Genomic DNA, 18,749 nt, shown 5'->3' on the forward strand with positions numbered 1-18,749 from the left:
TTCGTATGCGAACCGACTCTTCTCCCGGCAACCTGCCGGCGCGGGAGCACCTCCCGGCCGGGTCCGCCGGTACGCCTGTCCTGGACGTAGTGATCCCCGTTTACAACGAGGAGAAGGATCTCCAGCCGTGTGTGGTGAGACTGCACGAGCATCTCAAGCGCACCTTCCCGTACGCGTTCCGGATCACGATCGCGGACAACGCGTCGACGGACACCACCCCGCAGGTGGCCGCACGGCTGGAGTCGGAGATACCGGAGGTCAGGTCCTTCCGGCTTGAGCAGAAGGGCCGGGGGCGCGCGCTGCGCACCGTGTGGTCGGCCTCGGACGCTCCGATCCTCGCCTATATGGACGTGGACCTGTCCACCGACCTCAATGCCCTGCTGCCGCTGGTGGCCCCGCTGATCTCGGGCCACTCGGACCTCGCGATCGGCTCCCGGCTGGCCCGGAGCTCGCGCGTGGTGCGCGGTGCCAAGCGGGAGTTCATCAGCCGTACCTACAACCTGATCCTGCGCGGCTCACTGCAGGCCCGCTTCTCGGACGCGCAGTGCGGCTTCAAGGCGATCCGCCGCGATGTCGCCCAGGTACTGCTGCCGCTGATCGAGGACACCGGCTGGTTCTTCGACACCGAGATGCTGGTGCTCGCCGAGCGCGCCGGACTGCGCATCCACGAGGTGCCGGTCGACTGGGTCGACGACCCGAACTCGACCGTGCACATCGTGAAGACCGCGACCGACGACCTGAAGGGCGTGTGGCGCGTGGGGCGCGCCCTCGCCACCGGTTCGCTCCCGCTCGACCGCCTTGTGCGCCCCTTCGGGGACGATCCGCGCGACCGGGACCTGACCGACGTACCCAAGGGCCTGGCACGCCAGCTCGTCGGCTTCTGTGTGGTGGGCGCCCTGTCCACCCTCTTCTACCTGCTCCTGTACAGCGGCTTCCGCTCGTTCTCGGGCTCGCAGATCGCCAACGCGCTCGCGCTGCTCGTCTCGGCCGTCGCCAACACCGCGGCCAACCGGCGGCTGACCTTCGGTGTCCGCGGCCGGGGCAGCGCGGTGCGGCACCAGGCGCAGGGCCTGGTCGTCTTCGGTATCGGCCTCGCCCTCACCAGCGGCTCGCTCGCCGCCCTGAACGCGGCGACGAGCAGCCCCGCGCACTCCACCGAACTGGCGGTGCTCATCGCCGCCAACCTCGCGGCGACCGTGCTGAGGTTCCTGCTCTTCCGCGCCTGGGTCTTTCCGGACCGGCACGACGAGACGGCGGCCTCGACCGTCGTCGCCTCGCACCACCCGGCCTCGCCCACCTTCAGTACGACGGCGGCGCACCAGCACCAGCACCAGCACCAGCACCAGCACCACCAGCAGCACTCGCACCAGCCGCTGCTTCAGGGCCCGAGCCCGACGGCGCCCCAAGCTCCGTACATCAACCACGACCACAACCAGACCAACGAGTTCCGCGCCGGTGAAGCCGTGGACCGCACCTGGGGGGACGCAACCATGCAGCTGCAGGCGGTGCGCCCGCACGATCACGACCCGAGGGACACGAGGAACACGAGGGACGCACGATGACGACTCAGTCCGACACGAGTACGAGCCATCAGGGGGGCATGAGTCCCTCCGGGGGCGCCGGGCCCTCCTGGGGGCCGCCGAGCTCGACGGCTCTGCAGGAGCCCGTCGCGCAGCCCACCGTGGCCCCGCAGTCCGGTGAGCCCAAGCAGCCCTTCTTCCGGCGCGCCTGGCGCGGCCGGCCCGAGGACCCGCGCTGGGTGCGTCCCGCCTTCCTCGGCCTGCTCGTCGCCACCGGCCTGCTCTACCTCTACAACCTGAGCGCCTCCGGGTACGCCAACTCCTTCTACTCCGCGGCCGTCCAGGCCGGCAGCCAGAGCTGGAAGGCCCTGTTCTTCGGCTCGCTCGACTCGGCCAACGCCATCACCGTCGACAAGCCCCCGGCCTCGCTGTGGCCGATGGCCCTGTCGGTACGGATCTTCGGCCTCAACTCGTGGGCGATCCTCGTCCCCGAGGTGCTGATGGGCGTCGCCACGGTCGGCGTCCTGTACGCGGCCGTGCGCCGTCGCTTCAGCCCGGCGGCCGGTCTGATCGCGGGTGCGGTGCTCGCGATCACTCCCGTCGCGGCGCTGATGTTCCGGTTCAACAACCCGGACGCGATACTGGCGCTGCTGATGACCGTCACGATCTACTGCGTGGTCCGCGGTCTGGAGGACGGCCGGACGAAGTGGCTGGTCTGGGCGGGCGTCGCGGTCGGCTTCGCGTTCCTGTCGAAGACCCTGCAGGCCTTCCTGATCCTGCCGCCGCTCGCGGTCGTGTACGCGGTCTGCGCGCCGGTGCAGCTGAAGAAGCGGTTCGCGCAACTGGGCCTGTCGGCGGTGGCGATGATCGTCGCCGGCGGCTGGTGGGTCGCGATCGTGGAGCTGTGGCCCGCGTCCTCCCGCCCGTACATCGGCGGCTCGCAGAACAACTCCTTCCTTGAGCTGACCTTCGGCTACAACGGACTCGGCCGTATCAACGGCGACGAGACCGGAAGCGTCGGCGGCGGAGGCGGCGGCGGAGCCGGGGGCACCGGCCAGTGGGGCGAGACCGGCTGGAACCGGATGTTCAACTCGGAGATCGGCAGCCAGATCTCCTGGCTGCTGCCCGCCGCGCTGATCCTGTTCGTCGCGGGCATCGTCCTCACCCGCAAGGCCAGGCGCACCGACCTGACCCGCAGCTCGTTCCTCGCCTGGGGCGGCGCGCTGCTGATGACCGCGATCATCTTCAGCTACATGGCGGGCATCTTCCACCAGTACTACACGATCGCCCTGGCCCCCTACATCGCGGCCGTCGTCGGCATGGGCGTGACGGCGCTGTGGGAGGAGCGGTCCAAGACCTGGGCCTCGCTCACCCTGGCGGGCGCGGTCACCGCGACCGCGGCCTGGGGTTACGTCCTCCTCAACCGCACCCCCGACTACCTGCCCTGGCTGAAGTGGCTCGTCCTCGTCGGCGGTCTGGCCGGCGCGCTCGGCCTGATCTTCGCGGCCAGGCTGGGCCGCCAACTGGCCCTCGCGGCGGTCGGGCTGAGCTTCGTGGCCTCGGTCGCGGGCCCGACGGCGTACACGCTGTCCACGGTGAACACCGGGCACACCGGTTCGATCGTGACGGCCGGTCCGGCGGGCGCCAGCATGATGGGCGGCCGGGGCGGCGGTCCCGGTGGCGGTGGCGGCGGTGGCATGCGGGGCGGCTTCCCGGGTGGTGGCCAGAACGGAAACACCAACCAGCAGGGCGGCAACGGCACCAACCAGCAGGGCGGCGGCATGGGCCAGCCCCCGACGGGCGGTACCGGCGGCTTCCCGGGCGGTGGCACGAACCAGCAGGGCAACGGCAACACCCAGGGCCAGAACCAGCAGGGCGGTATGCCCGGCGGTGGCGCGATGGGCGAGGGCGGCATGGGCGGTGGCGGTGTGGGCGGTCTGCTCAACGGCGCGACCGTCACCTCCGCGGCCAAGAAGCTGCTGGAGACCGACGCGGACAAGTACACCTGGGCGGCCGCGGCCATCGGTTCCCAGAACTCCGCGAGCTACCAGCTCGCCACCGGCAAGCCGGTGATGGCGATCGGCGGCTTCAACGGAACCGACCCGTCCCCGACGCTGGCGCAGTTCAAGAAGTACGTGACGGACGGCAAGATCCATTACTTGATCTCGGGCGGCAGCATGGGCGGTGGCGGCAACTCCTCCTCCACCACCTCCACCTCCTCCCAGATCAGCTCGTGGGTCACGGCCAACTTCAAGAAGGTGACGGTGGGTTCGGCCACCTTCTACGACCTGACGCAGCCGACCAGTTGATCAGCTGAACAGGGCTTTGGTGAGGGGCGGTGGCCCGGAGCGATCCAGCTCCGGGCCACCGCCCTTTCGTACGCCCGGAGAACCGCGTTGTACGCCGTATGGGAACTGTTCTACGGTGTACAGCATGTCCACGACTCCCCCAGGGCACCCCGGGAACCAGACGCAAGGCCACCCCCAACGCTGGCTGATCCTCGGCGTCATCTGCCTCGCGCAGCTCACCGTGCTGCTCGACAACACCGTCCTGAACGTCGCGATCCCCTCCCTCACCCGGGAGTTGGGCGCGGCCACCTCCGACATCCAGTGGATGATCAACGCGTACTCACTGGTGCAGTCCGGGCTGCTGCTCACGGCGGGCAGCGCGGCCGACGTCTACGGCCGCAAGAAGATGCTGATCGTGGGGCTCGTCCTGTTCGGGATCGGCTCGCTGGTGGCCGGACTTGCCGACTCCACCGGCCAGTTGATCGCCGCACGGGCGGGCATGGGCATCGGGGGCGCGCTGCTGCTGACCACCACCCTCGCCGTCGCCATGCAGATCTTCACGCCTGCCGAGCACCCGAAGGCGATCGGCATCTGGAGCGCCGTCAACGCGCTCGGCTTCGCGGTCGGCCCGCTCCTCGGCGGCTTCGTGCTCAACCACTTCTGGTGGGGCGCGATCTTCCTGCTCAACCTGCCGGTCGCGGCGCTGGCACTCGCCGCGGTGGTGGCCCTCGTACCGGAGTCCAAGAGCCCCCGCGGGAACCGTCCGGACCTGGTGGGAGCGCTGCTGTCGACGATCGGCATGACCGCCCTCGTCTACGCGATCATCTCCGGCCCCGGGCACGGCTGGACCTCGGGCCGGGTGTCGGCCACGGCCACGGTCGCCGTGCTGGTGCTGGCCGCCTTCGCGTACTGGGAGAGCCGGATCCCGTACCCCATGCTCGACCTGCACTTCTTCCGTGACCGGCGGTTCACGGGAGCCGTCGCGGGAGTCGTCCTCATCACCTTCGGCATGGGCGGGGCCCTCTTCCTCCTCACCCAGCACCTCCAATTCGTTCTGGGGTACGGCCCCTTGGAGGCCGGACTGCGTACGGCGCCGCTCGCGCTCGCGGTCGTGGCGCTGAACTTCACCGGCCTGTCGGCGAAGTGGACGGCGCGGCTCGGCACGCCGGTGTCGATCGCGCTCGGGATGACACTGATGTCGGGCGGCTTGGTGTCGATCGCGACGCTCGCCGCGCACGGGTACGGCGGCACACTGCTCGGCCTGCTGCTGATCGGCGCGGGCGCCGCCGTGGCCAACCCGGCGATGGCGCACGCCATCATGAGCGCGATCCCGCCGGAGAAGGCCGGCGTCGGCGCGGGCATCAACGGCACGCTCGCCGAGTTCGGCAACGGCCTGGGCGTCGCGGTGCTCGGGGCGGTCCTCAACTCCCGTTTCGCGGCGCTGATTCCGGTGGCGGCGGCCTCGCTGCCCGCGGCGCTGGCCTCGGCGGGCTCGGACGAGGAACGCGGGCGGATCACGGACGCGTTCTCCTCAGGCCTGCAGACCAGTCAGCTGGTGGGCGCGGTGGCCGTCCTTCTCGGTGGACTGCTGGCCGCGGCGTTGCTACGGCGTGCGGAGAGGGCAGACTCCGCGGTGGCGGTTTCGGCGTAGCGCCCGCTTAGCATCGGGGAGGGCGGACCCGCTGCCGCCGCTTTCGAACGCCGAGCGCCGAGTGCTCACTGCTGAGTGCTCACCGCTTACCGCCAACCGCTGAGTTCCGAGTACTTAAGTTCCGAGTTCCAAGTTCCAAGGAAGGTGCGCCATGGTGAGGGCAGCCGACCGTGCCGAGCGTCCGGCGCGGACCAGTGTCTGGCTGGAGGGCAAGGCACCCCGGGGCGGTGCGGCGCGCGGGGGCGGGCAGCCGTCGGGGCTCGACCGGGGCCGGATCACCGAGGTCACCGTACGGCTGCTGGACGCCGAGGGCATGGCGAAGTTCTCCATGCGCCGGCTGGCCGCCGAGCTGAACGTCACCGCGATGTCCGTGTACTGGTACGTCGACACCAAGGACGATCTGCTCGAACTGGCCCTCGACGCGGTCTTCGGCGAACTGGAGCTGCCCGATCCGGACGCGGGCACGGACTGGCGCGACCAGCTCCGCTCCCTCGCCACCGGCTACCGGGCGCTGCTGGTCCGCCACCCCTGGGTGTCCCCGCTCATCGGGACCTTCCTGAACATCGGCCCGCACTCCATGGCCTTCTCGCTCTGCGTCCAGAAGGTGGTCCGCAACACCGGCCTGCCCCCGCACGGCCAGATGGGCGCGCTCTCGGCCGTCTTCCAGTTCGTGTACGGCTTCGGCACCATCGAGGGCCACTTCGTACAGCGCTGCGCCTCGGCGGGCATGACCCAGGACGAGTACTTCCGCCAGGCCATGAGCACGATCAGCGAGCAGCCGGAGTTCGCGGTCAACTTCGAGAACGCCGCGGACCTCATGGAGGCCCGCGGCGGTGACACGGTCGAGGAGATGCGCGAGCGGGACTTCACGTTCGCGCTGGAGACGCTGATCGCGGGGATCGAGACGATGGTCGCGAGGGCTTAGAGCTCGGGGCCTTAGGGCGCCAGCCGGGCGGGGAAGCCGCCCGTCGCGACCGGGCCCCACTTCACCGGCGTGACCCGGATGATGGACTTGCCCTGCTTGAGCATGGCCTGCCGGTACTCGTCCCAGTCCGGGTGCTCGCCCGCGATGTTCCGGTAGTACTCGACGAGGGGCTCGACGGATTCGGGGGAGTCGATGACCTCGGCCGTGCCGTCGATCTGGACCCAGGGTCCGTTCCACTCGTCGCTCAGCACGATCAGGCTGACGCGCTCGTCCCGCTGGGCGTTACGGGTCTTCGCGCGTTCGGGGTAGGTCGAGACGACGATCCGCCCGGCGTCGTCGACCCCGCAGGTCAGCGGCGAGCCCTGGGGGCTGCCGTCCGCCCTGCGGGTCAGCAGGATGGCGCGGTGGCGGGGGCGTACGAAGTCGAGCAGTTCGTCCAGGGACACGGCGGTGTTCGTAGCGATGTTCGGTGCCATGCAGGAAGCGTAGAGGGTGGTCGTTCGGGTGCGGGTTCTTCGTGGCTGGTCGCGTCCACGCGGCGGAGCCGCACCACGTCACAGGCCCGCACCACGTCACAGGCCCGCGCCACGTCACAGGCCCGCGCCACGTCACAGGCCCGCGCTCCTAAACGGGCGCTCCCTGTACCGCCTGGATGTCCAGTTCCACCTTCAGCGTGGTGCCGATCGCCGAGATGCCCGCCTGGATGACCTGGTTGTAGTTCATGGCGAAGTCCTCGCGGTGGAGTTCGGTCGTCGCCCGGAAGGCGGCCCGCGTGCCGCCCCAGGGGTCCGCGCCCGTGCCCAGGTAGGCGAGGTTCAGATCGACCGGGCGGGCGATGCCGCGCATGGTGAGTTCGCCGTGGACGGTCCAGCGGTCGGAGCCGGCCGGGGTCAGGCCGGTCGAGCGGTAGGTGATCTCGGGGTGGGTCTCGACGTCGAGGAAGTCGGGGGACTTCAGATGGCCGTCGCGCATGCCGTTTCCGGTGTCGATGGACGCGGCCCTGATCACCGCCTCGACACGGGACTTGGCCACCTCGTCCGGGGCGATCTCGATCGTGGCGGCGAAGTCCGTGAAACGTCCGTGCACGCTGGAGATGCCCAGGTGCTGGGCGACCGCGCCGACGGAGGAGTGCGCGGGGTCGACGGTCCAGGGGCCGGGCGGCGGCAGTTCGGTGCCGCCCTGACGGGCGAGGGTCACGGTGCCGATCTCGGCCCGGCCGCTCGCCGTGACGATCGCGCTGGACGCGGCGGGCGCGTACCCGACCGCCGTCACGATCACGGTGTACGCGCCGGGGGCGAGGGCGGTCGGGTCGTGCACGGTTCCCTCGGTGTCCGTCTCGGCGCGCAGCACCTGCGTACCCGTCATGTCGGTCACCGTGACGACCGCGTGCGACACGGCCCATCCGTCCCGCGTACGAATCCGTGCGGTCAGTCCCATCCCGTTTTCTCCCTGCAAAGCACTAAAAATTGGTCGCGATGAGACCGGCCCGTGGGGGGCGCACCTCCGCTCAGAGTGCGCGCGTCCCCCACGGGCCGGGGTATCGACTACTCGCCGGGGTGGGCGAGGGCGATGTCGTGGTCGTCGACGCCTCGGCCGGAGACCGTGAGGGCCGTCGCCACCGGGGGGTACCCCGTCGCGATGACGGTGTACTCGCCGCCGTCCAGATCGGTGAAGGCGTACGCGCCGTCCGTGCCGGTCCTGGCCGTGCCGATCACGTTGCCGGCCGCGTCGACCAGCGTGACCCGGGCGTCGGTCAGGGGGCCGCCGGGCGCCCGTACGACTCCCTGGAGCTGGGCGCCCGCGCGGAGTTCGACCTCGACCCGGGTGACCCCGGTGCCGCCGACCTCGACGAGCAGGGCCTGCGGGCGGTGGCCCGCCGCGTTCACCGCGATGGTCACCTGGCCCGGGACCAGCTCGGCGAAGCCGAACTCGCCGTGCTCACCGGTGGTCCCGGTGGCCAGCACATCACCGCGGACGTCGGTCACGATGACCATGGCGTCCTTGACCGGGGTGCCGGTCTCGGCGGCCCGCACCAGCCCGGTCAGCCCGCTCGTGCCGCTCAGCAGGATGTCGAACGCCACCGGCTCGTCGTGCACGACGACCGTCGAGGCCTGCGGCTGGAAGCCGTCGGCGGAGGCGATCAGGACGTACGAGCCCGCGCCGGGCGCGTCCACCGCGTAGGCGCCGTCGGCCTGCGCGACCGACCGGCCCAGCTGCCGTCCCGCGAGCGAGATCAGCGTGACCGCGGCCTGCGGGACGGGCGCGCTCTCGGCGCCGCGGACGTGACCGCGGACCGGGATGCCGCCGGAGGCGGGCAGCGGGGCGCTCTCCCGTGTCGCGGTGGCGACGGCGGCGAGCCGCTGCGTGCCCTCGGGGCCGGTCCGAGGGTCGGCCTGGGGGCTCGTCTCGGCGACGGTGGCCCAGCTCGGGGTGCTCTCCTCGGCGGCGGGCGCCTCGGTGGCGGCCGGAGCCTGGGAGACGGCCGGAGCACCGGTGGTGGCCGCGGCTTCCGCCTTGGCCTCCGCCGCCTGGACCAGCGCGCCCGAGGTCCGCAGCGGGACCTCCTTGATGAAGAGGACGACGAAGAAGGCGAGCAGCGCCAGGACGGAGGCGATCATGAAGACGTCCGCGATGCCGTGACCGTAGGCGCTCTCCAGGACGGTGCGCAGCGGGGCGGGCAGCGCGTCCATGTCCGGGATGGTGCCGGAGCCGGAAGCGGACGCGGCGGCCGCGTACTTGGGGTCGATGCCGGCCAGGCCGTCCTTGACGTAGTCGGCGATCCGGGTGGACATGATCGCGCCCAGCGCGGAGACGCCGATCGCACCACCGAGGGAGCGGAAGAACGTCACCGTGGAGCTGGCCGAGCCGAGGTCGGACGGGGCGACCTGGTTCTGCGTGGACAGCACCAGGTTCTGCATCGTCATGCCGATGCCGAGACCGAGCAGCGCCATGAAGATCGCGACGTGCCAGTAGGTCGTGTCGTAGCGGATGGTGCCCAGCAGGCCCAGGCCCGCGGTGATCAGGACGGTACCGCTGACCAGCCAGTACTTCCACCGGCCGGTCTTGGTGATGACCTGGCCGGAGACCGTGGAGGCGATGAACAGGCCGGCGATCATCGGGATGGTCAAGACGCCCGACATCGTCGGGGACTTGTCACGGGCCAGCTGGAAGTACTGGCTGAAGAAGACGGTGCCGGTGAACATCGCGACGCCCACGAAGAGCGAGGCGAGGGAGGAGAGAGTGATGGTGCGGTTGCGGAACAGCCGCAGCGGGATGATCGGCTCGCTCGCCTTGGACTCGACGAGCACGAACAGCAGCCCGAGGACGATCGCGCCTCCCACCATCGCGTACGTCTGCCACGACACCCAGTCGTACTTGTCACCGGCGAAGGTGACCCAGACCAGCAGCAGCGAGACCGCGGCGGAGATGAAGAACGCGCCGCCCCAGTCGACCTTCACGTCCCGCTTCACGGTGGGCAGGTGCAGGGTCTTCTGCAGCACGATCAGCGCGATGAACGCGAACGGCACGCCGACGTAGAAGCACCAGCGCCAGCCGAGCCACGAGGTGTCGGTGATGACACCGCCGAGCAGCGGGCCGCCGACCGTTGCGACAGCGAAGGTCGCGCCGAGGTAGCCGGAGTAACGCCCGCGCTCACGCGGGGAGATCATCGCGGCCATGACGATCTGGGCGAGGGCGGACAGACCGCCGACGCCGACGCCCTGGACCACCCGGCACGCGATGAGCATGCCGGGGTTCTGGGACAGACCCGCGACGACCGATCCCAGCACGTAGATGACGAGGGCTATCTGTACGAGCGCCTTCTTGCTGTACAGGTCGGAGAGCTTGCCCCACAGAGGCGTGGTCGCGGTCATGGCCAGCAGCGAGGCGGTGACGACCCAGGTGTAGGCGGACTGGCCGCCGCCCAGGTCGCCGATGATCTCGGGGAGGGCGTTGGTGACGATCGTCGACGACAGGATCGCGACGAACATACCGAGCAGCAGCCCGGAGAGCGCCTCCATGATCTGCCGATGCGTCATCGGAGTGCCGTCGGAGGACGCGCCTCCGTGCTTGGCGTGAGCCCGCACACCGGCTGGTGTGGTCGTTGCCATGGGCTTCCTTCTCTGTTTTGTGCGGGTGTACGGGTGGTTGTCCTACGCGGGTGTACGGGTGGTCAGTTCGGTTGCTTCCGGCACGTATTCGGTTGCGTCCGGCACGTACGGGGGCCGGGGTACGGCACGGCAGTCGCCGAAGCTCTCGCGCAGCCGGCCCATGAGATGGATGAGCAGGCCGACCTCGTGGTCGGACCAGTTGCTCAGCCGGTCGGCGAACAGTTGCGAGGTGCGCCGGGAGAGTTCGGCGAGCTGCTCGTGTCCCGTGTCGGTGAGGCGCAGGATGCGGGAGCGTTTGTCGGCCGGGTCGGGGAGGCGTTCGATCCAGCCCCGGGCGGCGACGTGGGCGACGTGGCGGCTGGTCACCGACATGTCCACGGCCAGTAGCTCGGCGAGTCTGCTCATGCGCATGTCGCCGTGGCGGCCGAGGAGGGTCAGTACGGCGGCGGAGCCTGTGGGGCAGTCGGGCGGCAGGATCCGTCCGAGCTCCCGCTTCACTGCGCCGATGGCGCTGAGCTGACGAGCCAATTCCTCGTACTGCGCCTGCTCGGCCATCACACCTCCCGTATTTGTTGCTTGGGGCAACCATAAATGCAGTTGGTTGCTGCAGGCAAACGTAATCGCTGGCGCTGGGCTAAAAACATGGCAAAGGCAAGTGTTGGCGAAAGTAAATTGGCAGGTGGGAGGGGGTGTTTTGCTTTGGGTTCGCTGTGGGGCGGGTGGGGGCCGGTCGCGCAGTTCCCCGCGTCCGGAGGAACCCTGCCCTTGGGTGGGGCTCGCGCATTCGCTAGGGTCCTGGGCCATGGCAAACACTCAGGGCCCCGAGGGCAACTACGACCCCGCGGGTAGCACCCAGATGTTCCGCGCTTTCGTCGACGAGGGCCCCCAGGCCCGGCAGCAGCAGGCGGCCGCCCCGGCGGGCCCCCGCATCGGCCTGATCATCGGCGTCGTTGTCGCCGTGGTGGTCGTAGCCGCCGTGGCATGGCTCGCGCTGGCGTAAGTCAACCCGCCCGCCCCATCGGCAGAACCGAGCCGCCGGTAACACCGGTCCGCCGGTAAAGGCGATGGCGGCGGGTCACTTCCACTGGACGGACACGTCCCGCGTCTCGATGTGCCTGCCCGACGGCACATTCCCCCAGGTTCTCGGCTCCACTCGAACAGGGGGGACCTCCATGGCGTCGACGCGCACCGTCCAGTCCTTTGTGCTGCCCGCTCCGGCCGCGATCGGTGCGGGCAGGTCCCGCGTCGGCTCGACCGTCGCCCGGTCGATGCCGGGTGCCCCGATGATGCGCGTACCGAAGGTCTCTGTGCCCGAAGATCTCCGTGCCCGAACGTACGGCGGTGCCGCCGGTGTTGCGGAAGGAGACGGTCACCTTCTCGCACCAGCGCCGGCCGGTGGCCGACGGCGTGGGCGCTCCCAGCGCCACGTACCCGCCGCCGCTGCAGTGCCCCCGCAGCGGGCCGGCGCGGCCGTACGGACCTCCAGGCAGACCAAAGCCGTCGAGGCGCCCAGCAGGGCGCCTCGACGGCCATGGAGCCATGTCGCTCGACGTATCGCGTATTGCGCCGGTGTGGCTGACGATCCGTCCGTCAATCATGGAGTGCGGGTGGTGACGTCTCAGTCGGAGATGAGACCTTCCCGCAGCTGGGAGAGGGTTCGGGTGAGGAGCCGGGAGACGTGCATCTGTGAGATGCCGACCTCCTCGCCGATCTGCGACTGGGTCATGTTCGCGAAGAAGCGCAGCATGATGATCCGGCGCTCGCGGGGCGGGAGCTTGGCGAGCAGCGGCTTCAGCGACTCGCGGTACTCGACGCCCTCCAGGGCCGTGTCCTCGTAGCCGAGGCGGTCCGCGAGGGAGCCCTCGCCACCGTCGTCCTCGGGGGCCGGGGAGTCGAGGGAGGAGGCCGTGTAGGCGTTGCCGACCGCGAGGCCGTCGACCACGTCCTCCTCGGACACACCGAGCACGGTGGCGAGTTCGGCGACGGTCGGGGAGCGGTCGAGCTTCTGGGAGAGCTCGTCGCTGGCCTTGGTGAGGGCCAGCCGCAGCTCCTGCAGCCGGCGCGGCACGCGCACCGACCACGAGGTGTCGCGGAAGAACCGCTTGATCTCGCCGACGACCGTCGGCATCGCGAACGTCGGGAACTCCACCCCGCGTTCGCAGTCGAAGCGGTCGATCGCCTTGATCAGGCCGATGGTGCCGACCTGGACGATGTCCTCCATCGGCTCGTTGCGGGAGCGGAAGCGGGCTGCCGCGTACCGCACCAGCGGAAGGTTGAGCTCGATGAGGGTGTCCCGGACGTAGGCACGCTCGGGGCTGTTCTCGCCGAGTGCGGCGAGCCGCAGGAACAGGGAGCGGGACAGGGTGCGGGTGTCGATCGCTTCCGAGGTCGCGGCGGCCGGGGGGCCGCGACGGCCGGGACGGCATCGGTGGCCGGCGGGGCGTCGGGGGCCGGGAGGGCCGGGACATCGTGAAGCGCGTCGGGTGCGGACTCGCTCTTCGTGAGCGTGAGCACCTTCGAGCTGCCCTGGTCTGCGGACATGCCACCCCCTTTGGGTCGCGGACGGTCGCGGCGGACGCTCCCGTCGGAGGAACGCAGCCTCCACCTGAATACCGGCGGCGGGGCCGCGGCAAACGCTCTTCCGGCAGAATGTCACATGTCGGCAACACGCTGTAGTGACATGTCGACATGAAGGGGGTGAATAGGCCCTGGAAAAGGCTGGTCTGACGGTTATTCGACGCTGAACTGTCGGAAAAGCAGCCGTTGAGCGATTCGCTCTTGTCGGTTACGCCTCGATCCTGTTTGCGGATCGAAGACGTGCGAAGCTGCGCGCGAGCAGCCTTGACACATGCATCTGGGAGACTCCCAGCTCGGCGCTGATCTGTGACTGCGTCAGATTGCTGTAGTAGCGCAGGAGAAGGATCCGCTGTTCGCGTTCGGGCAGCTGTACGAGCAGATGCCGTACGAGGTCGCGGTGTTCGACGCCGTCGAGGGCGGGGTCCTCGTAGCCGAGCCGGTCGAGCAGCCCGGGCAGCCCGTCACCCTCCTGGGCGGCTTCGAGGGAGGTCGCGTGGTACGAACGGCCGGCCTCGATGCAGGAGAGCACCTCCTCCTCGGTGATGCGCAGCCGTTCGGCGATCTCGGCGGTCGAGGGCGAACGCCCGAAGGCCGTCGTCAGGTCCTCCGTCGCGCTGTTCACCTGCACCCACAGCTCGTGCAGCCGACGGGGTACGTGGACGGTGCGGACGTTGTCGCGGAAGTACCGCTTGATCTCGCCGACGACCGTCGGCATCGCGAAGGTCGGGAACTGCACGCCCCGGTCGGGGTCGAAGCGGTCGATCGCGTTGATCAGGCCGATGGTCCCGACCTGGACCACGTCCTCCATCGGCTCGTTGCGGGAGCGGAAGCGGGCGGCGGCGTACCGGACGAGCGGGAGGTTCGCCTCGATGAGCGCCCCGCGTACGCGGTGGTGTTCGGGGGTGCCCGGTTCCAGCACCTTGAGCTGGCCGAAGAGCACCTGGGTGAGGGCTCGCGTGTCGGCGCCCCGGCGCCGTTCCGGCGCGACTTCCGGCGCTGCTTCCTGCGTGACTTCCTGGGGCGGCGCCGGGGCAGGGGCCGGGGCTTCCTCCTGGGGCGGCGCAGTACTGGCCGACACGGTCAACGCCACCTCTTCATCCGTCTACGTATCCGTCAACTCATCCGTCAAAAGCGGTCATAGCATCACAAGACATGTGCACTGTGTGCAAGCACCGCATAACACCGTGTTGGAGGGGAGTTAGGGCATTTGACACAAAATAGCCCCCCGCCGGTTTCCGGCGGAGAGCTTCTGCGAGCTTCGGAGGGCTGTGGAAAGGTGCGGGGGGCCGGGGAGCCGTAGGGCTCAGAACGGGTAGTCGGCGATCACCCATGTCGCGAACTCGCGCCACAGCGCGACGCCCGCCTGGTGCGCGGGATGCTCCAAGTACCGCTGCAGGGCGTCGGGGTCGTCGACCGCGGAGTTGATCGCGAAGTCGTACGCGACGGGCCGGTCGGTGATGTTCCAGCCGCACTCCCAGAACCGCAGCTCGGGGATCCGGTCGCCGAGCACGCGGAAGGCGGCCGCGCCCTCGACGACGCGCGGGTCCTCACGCTCGACGCCCTCGTTGAGTTTGAAGAGGACCAGATGGCGGATCACGGGTACTCCCTGGGGATGCGGGTGGCACGGGTGGGGCTGGCGGTACGGAGGTGACCGCTCAGTTCTTGGCTCCGTCGGCGATCCACGTCATGAAGTCGCCGATGGACCGGGCGGCGGTCGAAATGCCCTCAAATCCTATCTGGACATAGTCGGCCGCCTTGGCCGGATCCGTGATGATCACGTACAGCGCGAAGACCACGAGCACATAGACGGCGATCTTCTTCGAATTCACCGCCATCGCGGCCTCCCCTGTGACTGCTGCGCCCACTGGGCCCCCTGTTGCCGGCGGTGAGTGTAACCTTCACCCCCCTTTTAGGGACCAACGCTCCAGGGGCCAACGGTCCACGGGGCGGGGTGGGGTGAGGGCGGGGTCGCAGGACGGAGGCGGCGTACGTTTCCGTCCGTACACGCACGAAGGGCCCGGTCCATCGGACCGGGCCCTTCGTCACCGCCCGTCGCGGCAGGCTGAACGGCTCCGGACGGCCGCGTACTGCGATGTTCGAATGTTGACCCGCTGCCGTCGGAGGTCACCACTGCAGCAGCGACTTCCAGAGCGGTGCGCAGGCTCTGTAGGTGCTCGTCCATGCCGGTCATCCGACGGACGGGCAGGTCTGTTCAAGGCCTGAGCGTCCGGGGGCGCGAAGCCTCAGGCGTGAGCGGGTGTGCACGCCGAGCCTTCCTCGCCGGAATCCTTTCCTCATTCCTGCGACTTTGTAAAGATTCCCCGCAGGGAGGGGACTTTCACATGCGTATCAACAGACGCGCGGTCTGCGCCGCGCTCGGTTTGCTCTTGCCCGCCACAGGTGTGGCGACTCTGGCCGCGTCCACCGCGCACGCGGCCACGCCTTGTGTTTCCGGTGTGTGGACGGCGAAGTACTACGCGAACACCTCGTTCAGCGGTACGCCGAAGAAGACCACCTGCGACACGGCGATCAACGAAAATTACGGCACCGGTGACCCGGCGGGCGTTGCGCTGCCGCGTGACAACTTCGGCGTCCGCTGGACCGTGAGCCGCGACTTCGGTTCCGGCGGGCCGTTCACCTTCTCCGCAGCCGCTCAGGACGGCATCCGGGTCTACCTCGACGGGGTCCGCAAGATCGACGTGTGGTCGAACGTCTCCGCGACGCGCGGCAAGAGCGTCCGCGCGACGATCCCCAAGGGCACCCACACCATCCGTGTCGACTTCGCCGCCTTCACCGGCAGGGCCAACGTGAAGTTCACATACGCCCCGGTCACCAGCGCGAGCGTCGACAAGGTCAAGCCGCTGACGCCCACCGGTCTGAATGCCGCCTACAGCACCGCCACCCTCAAGACCGGCCTCACCTGGACGAAGAACGTCGAGATGGACCTGGCGGGGTACCGCGTCTACCGCCGCACCGGCACCTCCACCACCTGGACCAGGACCAGCGGCACGGGCCTGGTCACCTCGCCGTCGTACCTCGACACCCCGCCCGCCACCGGCGACGCGTACGGCTACGCCGTCACCGCCGTGGACAAGGCGGGCAACGAGACCGCCCGCCCCGCCGCCCAGACGGTGACCTCGGTGGACAAGACGGGGCCGGCCGCGCCGACCGGCGTCAAGGCGAAGGGCACACCGCCGGCCGTCACGCTCACGTGGTATCCCGACACCACCGACGACAACCCCTACTACCCCGGCTACTGGGTCTACCGGGCCACCTCGCCCACCGGTACCTTCACCGGCCTGGGCTCGGGGGATGTCGTCATTCCGGCTTACACCGACGCCTCTGCCGAGCCAGGCGTCACCTACTGGTACAAGGTGCGCGCGTCCGACCGCCTGGGCAATCTCTCCGCGTTCTCGGCGGCCGTCAGCGCCGCGCGCCCGGCCGCCGGCGCCGATGCCGCTCCCACCGGGGTGACCGCCGACGACTGGTACGACGGCAACACCGTCACCTGGAAGCCGCCCGCGGGAGCCACGTCGACCGGATACCACGTCTACTTCAAGTCCGCCGCGGACCTGGACTGGACGAAGTTGACGTCCACGCCGGTGACTTCCACCAGCCTCCACCACCCCACCGCGCCCACGGGCGTGCTGTCGCAGTACTACGTCACGGCTGTGGACGCCTTCGGAGCCGAGTCCCTCCCGTCGGCCATCGCGTCGGCCACCCGGCTCGACGGGTCCGGCACCGGCCCCTGGCCGACTCCGGAGGGACTGCTGGCCCGTGAGAAGACGGGCGGCATCGAACTGTGGTGGGACCCCTTCCAGCCGCCCAACGGCTCCGGCGTCGGCCGGTACGACCACCAGATGCTGTACCGCGCGGCAGGCGAGGGCGGCACTTACGAGCCGGTCGCCCGGCTGTCGCTCTTCGCGACGTACTACGTGGACACCACGGCGCCGCTGAACGTCCCGCTCACCTACAAGCTCGTACGGGTCAACGGCGTCGGCACCGCGTCCACCCCTGCGTTCGTCAGCAGCATCCGCGACACCCCCGCCGTCCCCGGGGCCCTCACGGCGAGCGACGGCGTCCGTGAGACGCACGTGAGGTGGACCAGCGGCGGCGAAGCCGACCTCAAGGGCTTCAACATTTACCGATCCACCAGCCCCGATGTCCGCGTCGCCCCCGAGTATCGGCTCAACAGCGCGCCGCTGAAGGGGAACATCATCGAGGTGTACTCACCGGACACGATCTTCGAGTACAGCGGCCCCGCCCCTGTCCACCTCCTGGACCACTACGTCGAGCCCGGCGTCACCTACTACTACGCGATCACCGCAGTGGATATCCACGGCAACGAGTCCGAGCCCGCCACCGGCTCGGCAACGTCCACCGGCTGGGAGTGACAGAACACGGCCGGGCGCCAAGGCGCGCCCGGCCGTACCTGGCTGCACTGAGAGCCACTGACCGCCGACGGGTGGCAGGTGCCGGGCGGTCATCGGCGGGCAGGAAGGCTGCTGTCATCTCCGGCGCCGTAGCCGTCTCAAGCCGCTGGGCGACCCGCTCATGCGACCAAGCCGCGAACGCCAGGTCCTCTCTATGGAGTACACCGACTGCGCTGACGTAGCTGTGATCTCCGGCAGGCCGGCAAAGATGCCCGTCTGGGCCTGGAAGGACTTCAGCTCGCAGACGATTTCGCCTTCGGGCGTGTGAACCAGACGGAAGCAGAAGAGGCGCACGGTTCAACGAACCGGGCGCCTCATCTGTCTGCGGTAGCGGAGGGATTTGAACCCGCTTACGTGACCGGTCTCACCTGCGGTTTTTCCTGAGAGCGGGACATACCGCCCTGTTTCCATCCCGCTGAGTCCTGCTCGATCGGCCTTTGACGGTTCCCGTGAGGCACGTGCCGCACCATGGAGAAGGGGTGCGGTCGGCAGCGTTCGCCTGCCCTCTTGGTGGTTGATCCGGGGTGCGGGGTAACTGTTGGCTCTGTGCTCTTGAGGTCGCTCGGGGGCTCGTCTGTGGCGCTTTACCGGGTGTTGATCGATCCTGATGGATGGTCGCGGTGCGTGACTGGTTTCGTGGTCTTCGTGCGCTCCGCGACCTCAATGACGCGCGCGTCCGTACCGCCCGGTGGCGGGCTTGCGTATGGCGGACGAACTGGGTCATGACGCCGGATGAGCTCCTGCCCATCCTGAGGTGAAGTCGCGTTCGATGGCGTTGGTGGGCAGCCCGGCCGCCGAACGAAGGGTGCGGCCCTGCCCGAACGGTCCGGGATCGAACGGGTAGCGCGATGCGCAGGGCGGCAGCCGGGGCGTAGGTCGGCCCTGGCAAAAGTTCCCGGCCGGCAATTTGGCTGGGTGCGTTGGCATGCGAATAATTTGGAGACCGAAGATAGTCCCAAACTGTCTGCTGCAGAAAACCCGAAACGTCTGCTGCATTTGCTAGGGTGTGGAGCGTACTCCGGAGAAGCCTGTGAGGGGTGGGGCAAGGGTGAGTCGGTCGTGGCCGTGGTGGCTTGCGGCGTCGTTGACGATGAACGTCGCGTTGATGGCGGGCATCGTTGAATACGCGCGGCACAAGGACGTGCTCGGTGCCGTGCAGCATGGGGGAAGCGCGTTTGCGGTGGTTGCCGCGATCGCCGTTGTGATCGTCCTCGCCTTTCGGCGTTGACCCGGCAAGGTAGGTGAG

At 69.3% G+C, this 18,749-nt stretch carries 14 protein-coding genes and 1 pseudogene; 7 read left to right on the plus strand and 8 right to left on the minus strand.

From position 1 onward, the window contains the following. Positions 1–5: 5 nt before the first annotated feature. From RV986_RS27170 to RV986_RS27185, 4 genes are all read left to right on the plus strand, one after another. Positions 6–1,562 (plus strand): bifunctional glycosyltransferase family 2/GtrA family protein, encoded by a 1,557-nt coding sequence (locus RV986_RS27170; protein ID WP_475919896.1) that lies wholly within the window; start codon positions 6–8, stop codon positions 1,560–1,562. Continuing rightward, a complete protein-coding gene (locus RV986_RS27175; RefSeq protein WP_475919897.1) occupies positions 1,559–3,829 on the plus strand; it encodes an ArnT family glycosyltransferase in 2,271 nt (756 codons plus the stop codon). The genes RV986_RS27170 and RV986_RS27175 overlap by 4 nt, the downstream gene beginning before the upstream one ends. 124 nt (positions 3,830–3,953) lie before the next feature. Next, positions 3,954–5,459, plus strand: a complete 1,506-nt coding sequence (locus RV986_RS27180; protein ID WP_475919898.1) for an MFS transporter — start codon at positions 3,954–3,956, stop codon at positions 5,457–5,459. 151 nt (positions 5,460–5,610) lie between these two features. Beyond that, positions 5,611–6,384, plus strand: a complete 774-nt coding sequence (locus RV986_RS27185; protein WP_475919899.1) for a TetR/AcrR family transcriptional regulator — start codon at positions 5,611–5,613, stop codon at positions 6,382–6,384. An 11-nt stretch (positions 6,385–6,395) separates the two neighbouring features. On the opposite strand, the gene RV986_RS27190 is transcribed toward RV986_RS27185, so the two are convergent. The 4 genes from RV986_RS27190 to RV986_RS27205 form a co-directional block, all read right to left on the minus strand. Beyond that, positions 6,396–6,860: a PPOX class F420-dependent oxidoreductase gene (locus RV986_RS27190; RefSeq protein ID WP_475919900.1), complete on the minus strand. Its 465-nt coding sequence runs from the start codon at positions 6,858–6,860 to the stop codon at positions 6,396–6,398. A 148-nt stretch (positions 6,861–7,008) separates the two neighbouring features. Continuing rightward, positions 7,009–7,821, minus strand: coding sequence for a YceI family protein (locus RV986_RS27195; protein ID WP_475919901.1), 813 nt, complete (start codon positions 7,819–7,821; stop codon positions 7,009–7,011). A gap of 107 nt (positions 7,822–7,928) precedes the next feature. Then, positions 7,929–10,421, minus strand: a complete 2,493-nt coding sequence (locus tag RV986_RS27200) for an MFS transporter (protein ID WP_475924446.1) — start codon at positions 10,419–10,421, stop codon at positions 7,929–7,931. A 114-nt stretch (positions 10,422–10,535) separates the two neighbouring features. Further along, complete coding sequence (locus tag RV986_RS27205) at positions 10,536–11,048, minus strand: MarR family winged helix-turn-helix transcriptional regulator (protein WP_475919902.1); 513 nt, start codon at positions 11,046–11,048, stop codon at positions 10,536–10,538. 247 nt (positions 11,049–11,295) lie between these two features. Between RV986_RS27205 and RV986_RS27210 the strand changes: the two genes are divergently transcribed. After that, the gene (locus tag RV986_RS27210; RefSeq protein WP_475919903.1) at positions 11,296–11,493 is read left to right on the plus strand and encodes a hypothetical protein; all 198 of its coding nucleotides are present in this window, start codon (positions 11,296–11,298) and stop codon (positions 11,491–11,493) included. A gap of 618 nt (positions 11,494–12,111) precedes the next feature. Here the strand turns inward: RV986_RS27210 and RV986_RS27215 are convergent. The 4 genes and pseudogenes from RV986_RS27215 to RV986_RS27230 form a co-directional block, all read right to left on the minus strand. Beyond that, positions 12,112–13,034 (minus strand): annotated as a pseudogene (locus tag RV986_RS27215) (RNA polymerase sigma factor SigF). 244 nt (positions 13,035–13,278) lie between these two features. Further along, a complete protein-coding gene (locus RV986_RS27220) occupies positions 13,279–14,154 on the minus strand; it encodes an RNA polymerase sigma factor SigF (protein WP_475924447.1) in 876 nt (291 codons plus the stop codon). Between the two features lie 219 nt (positions 14,155–14,373). Beyond that, positions 14,374–14,667, minus strand: a complete 294-nt coding sequence (locus RV986_RS27225) for a Dabb family protein (RefSeq protein ID WP_475919904.1) — start codon at positions 14,665–14,667, stop codon at positions 14,374–14,376. Between the two features lie 58 nt (positions 14,668–14,725). Then, the gene (locus tag RV986_RS27230; RefSeq protein WP_475919905.1) at positions 14,726–14,905 is read right to left on the minus strand and encodes a hypothetical protein; all 180 of its coding nucleotides are present in this window, start codon (positions 14,903–14,905) and stop codon (positions 14,726–14,728) included. 507 nt (positions 14,906–15,412) lie between these two features. Here RV986_RS27230 and RV986_RS27235 point away from each other — a divergent pair. Further along, complete coding sequence (locus RV986_RS27235) at positions 15,413–17,464, plus strand: PA14 domain-containing protein (protein ID WP_475919906.1); 2,052 nt, start codon at positions 15,413–15,415, stop codon at positions 17,462–17,464. A 1,129-nt stretch (positions 17,465–18,593) separates the two neighbouring features. Next, a complete protein-coding gene (locus RV986_RS27240; RefSeq protein WP_475919907.1) occupies positions 18,594–18,731 on the plus strand; it encodes a hypothetical protein in 138 nt (45 codons plus the stop codon). The last annotated feature ends 18 nt before the right edge of the window (positions 18,732–18,749 follow it).

The sequence above is a fragment of the Streptomyces sp. RLA012 genome (assembly GCF_056270325.1).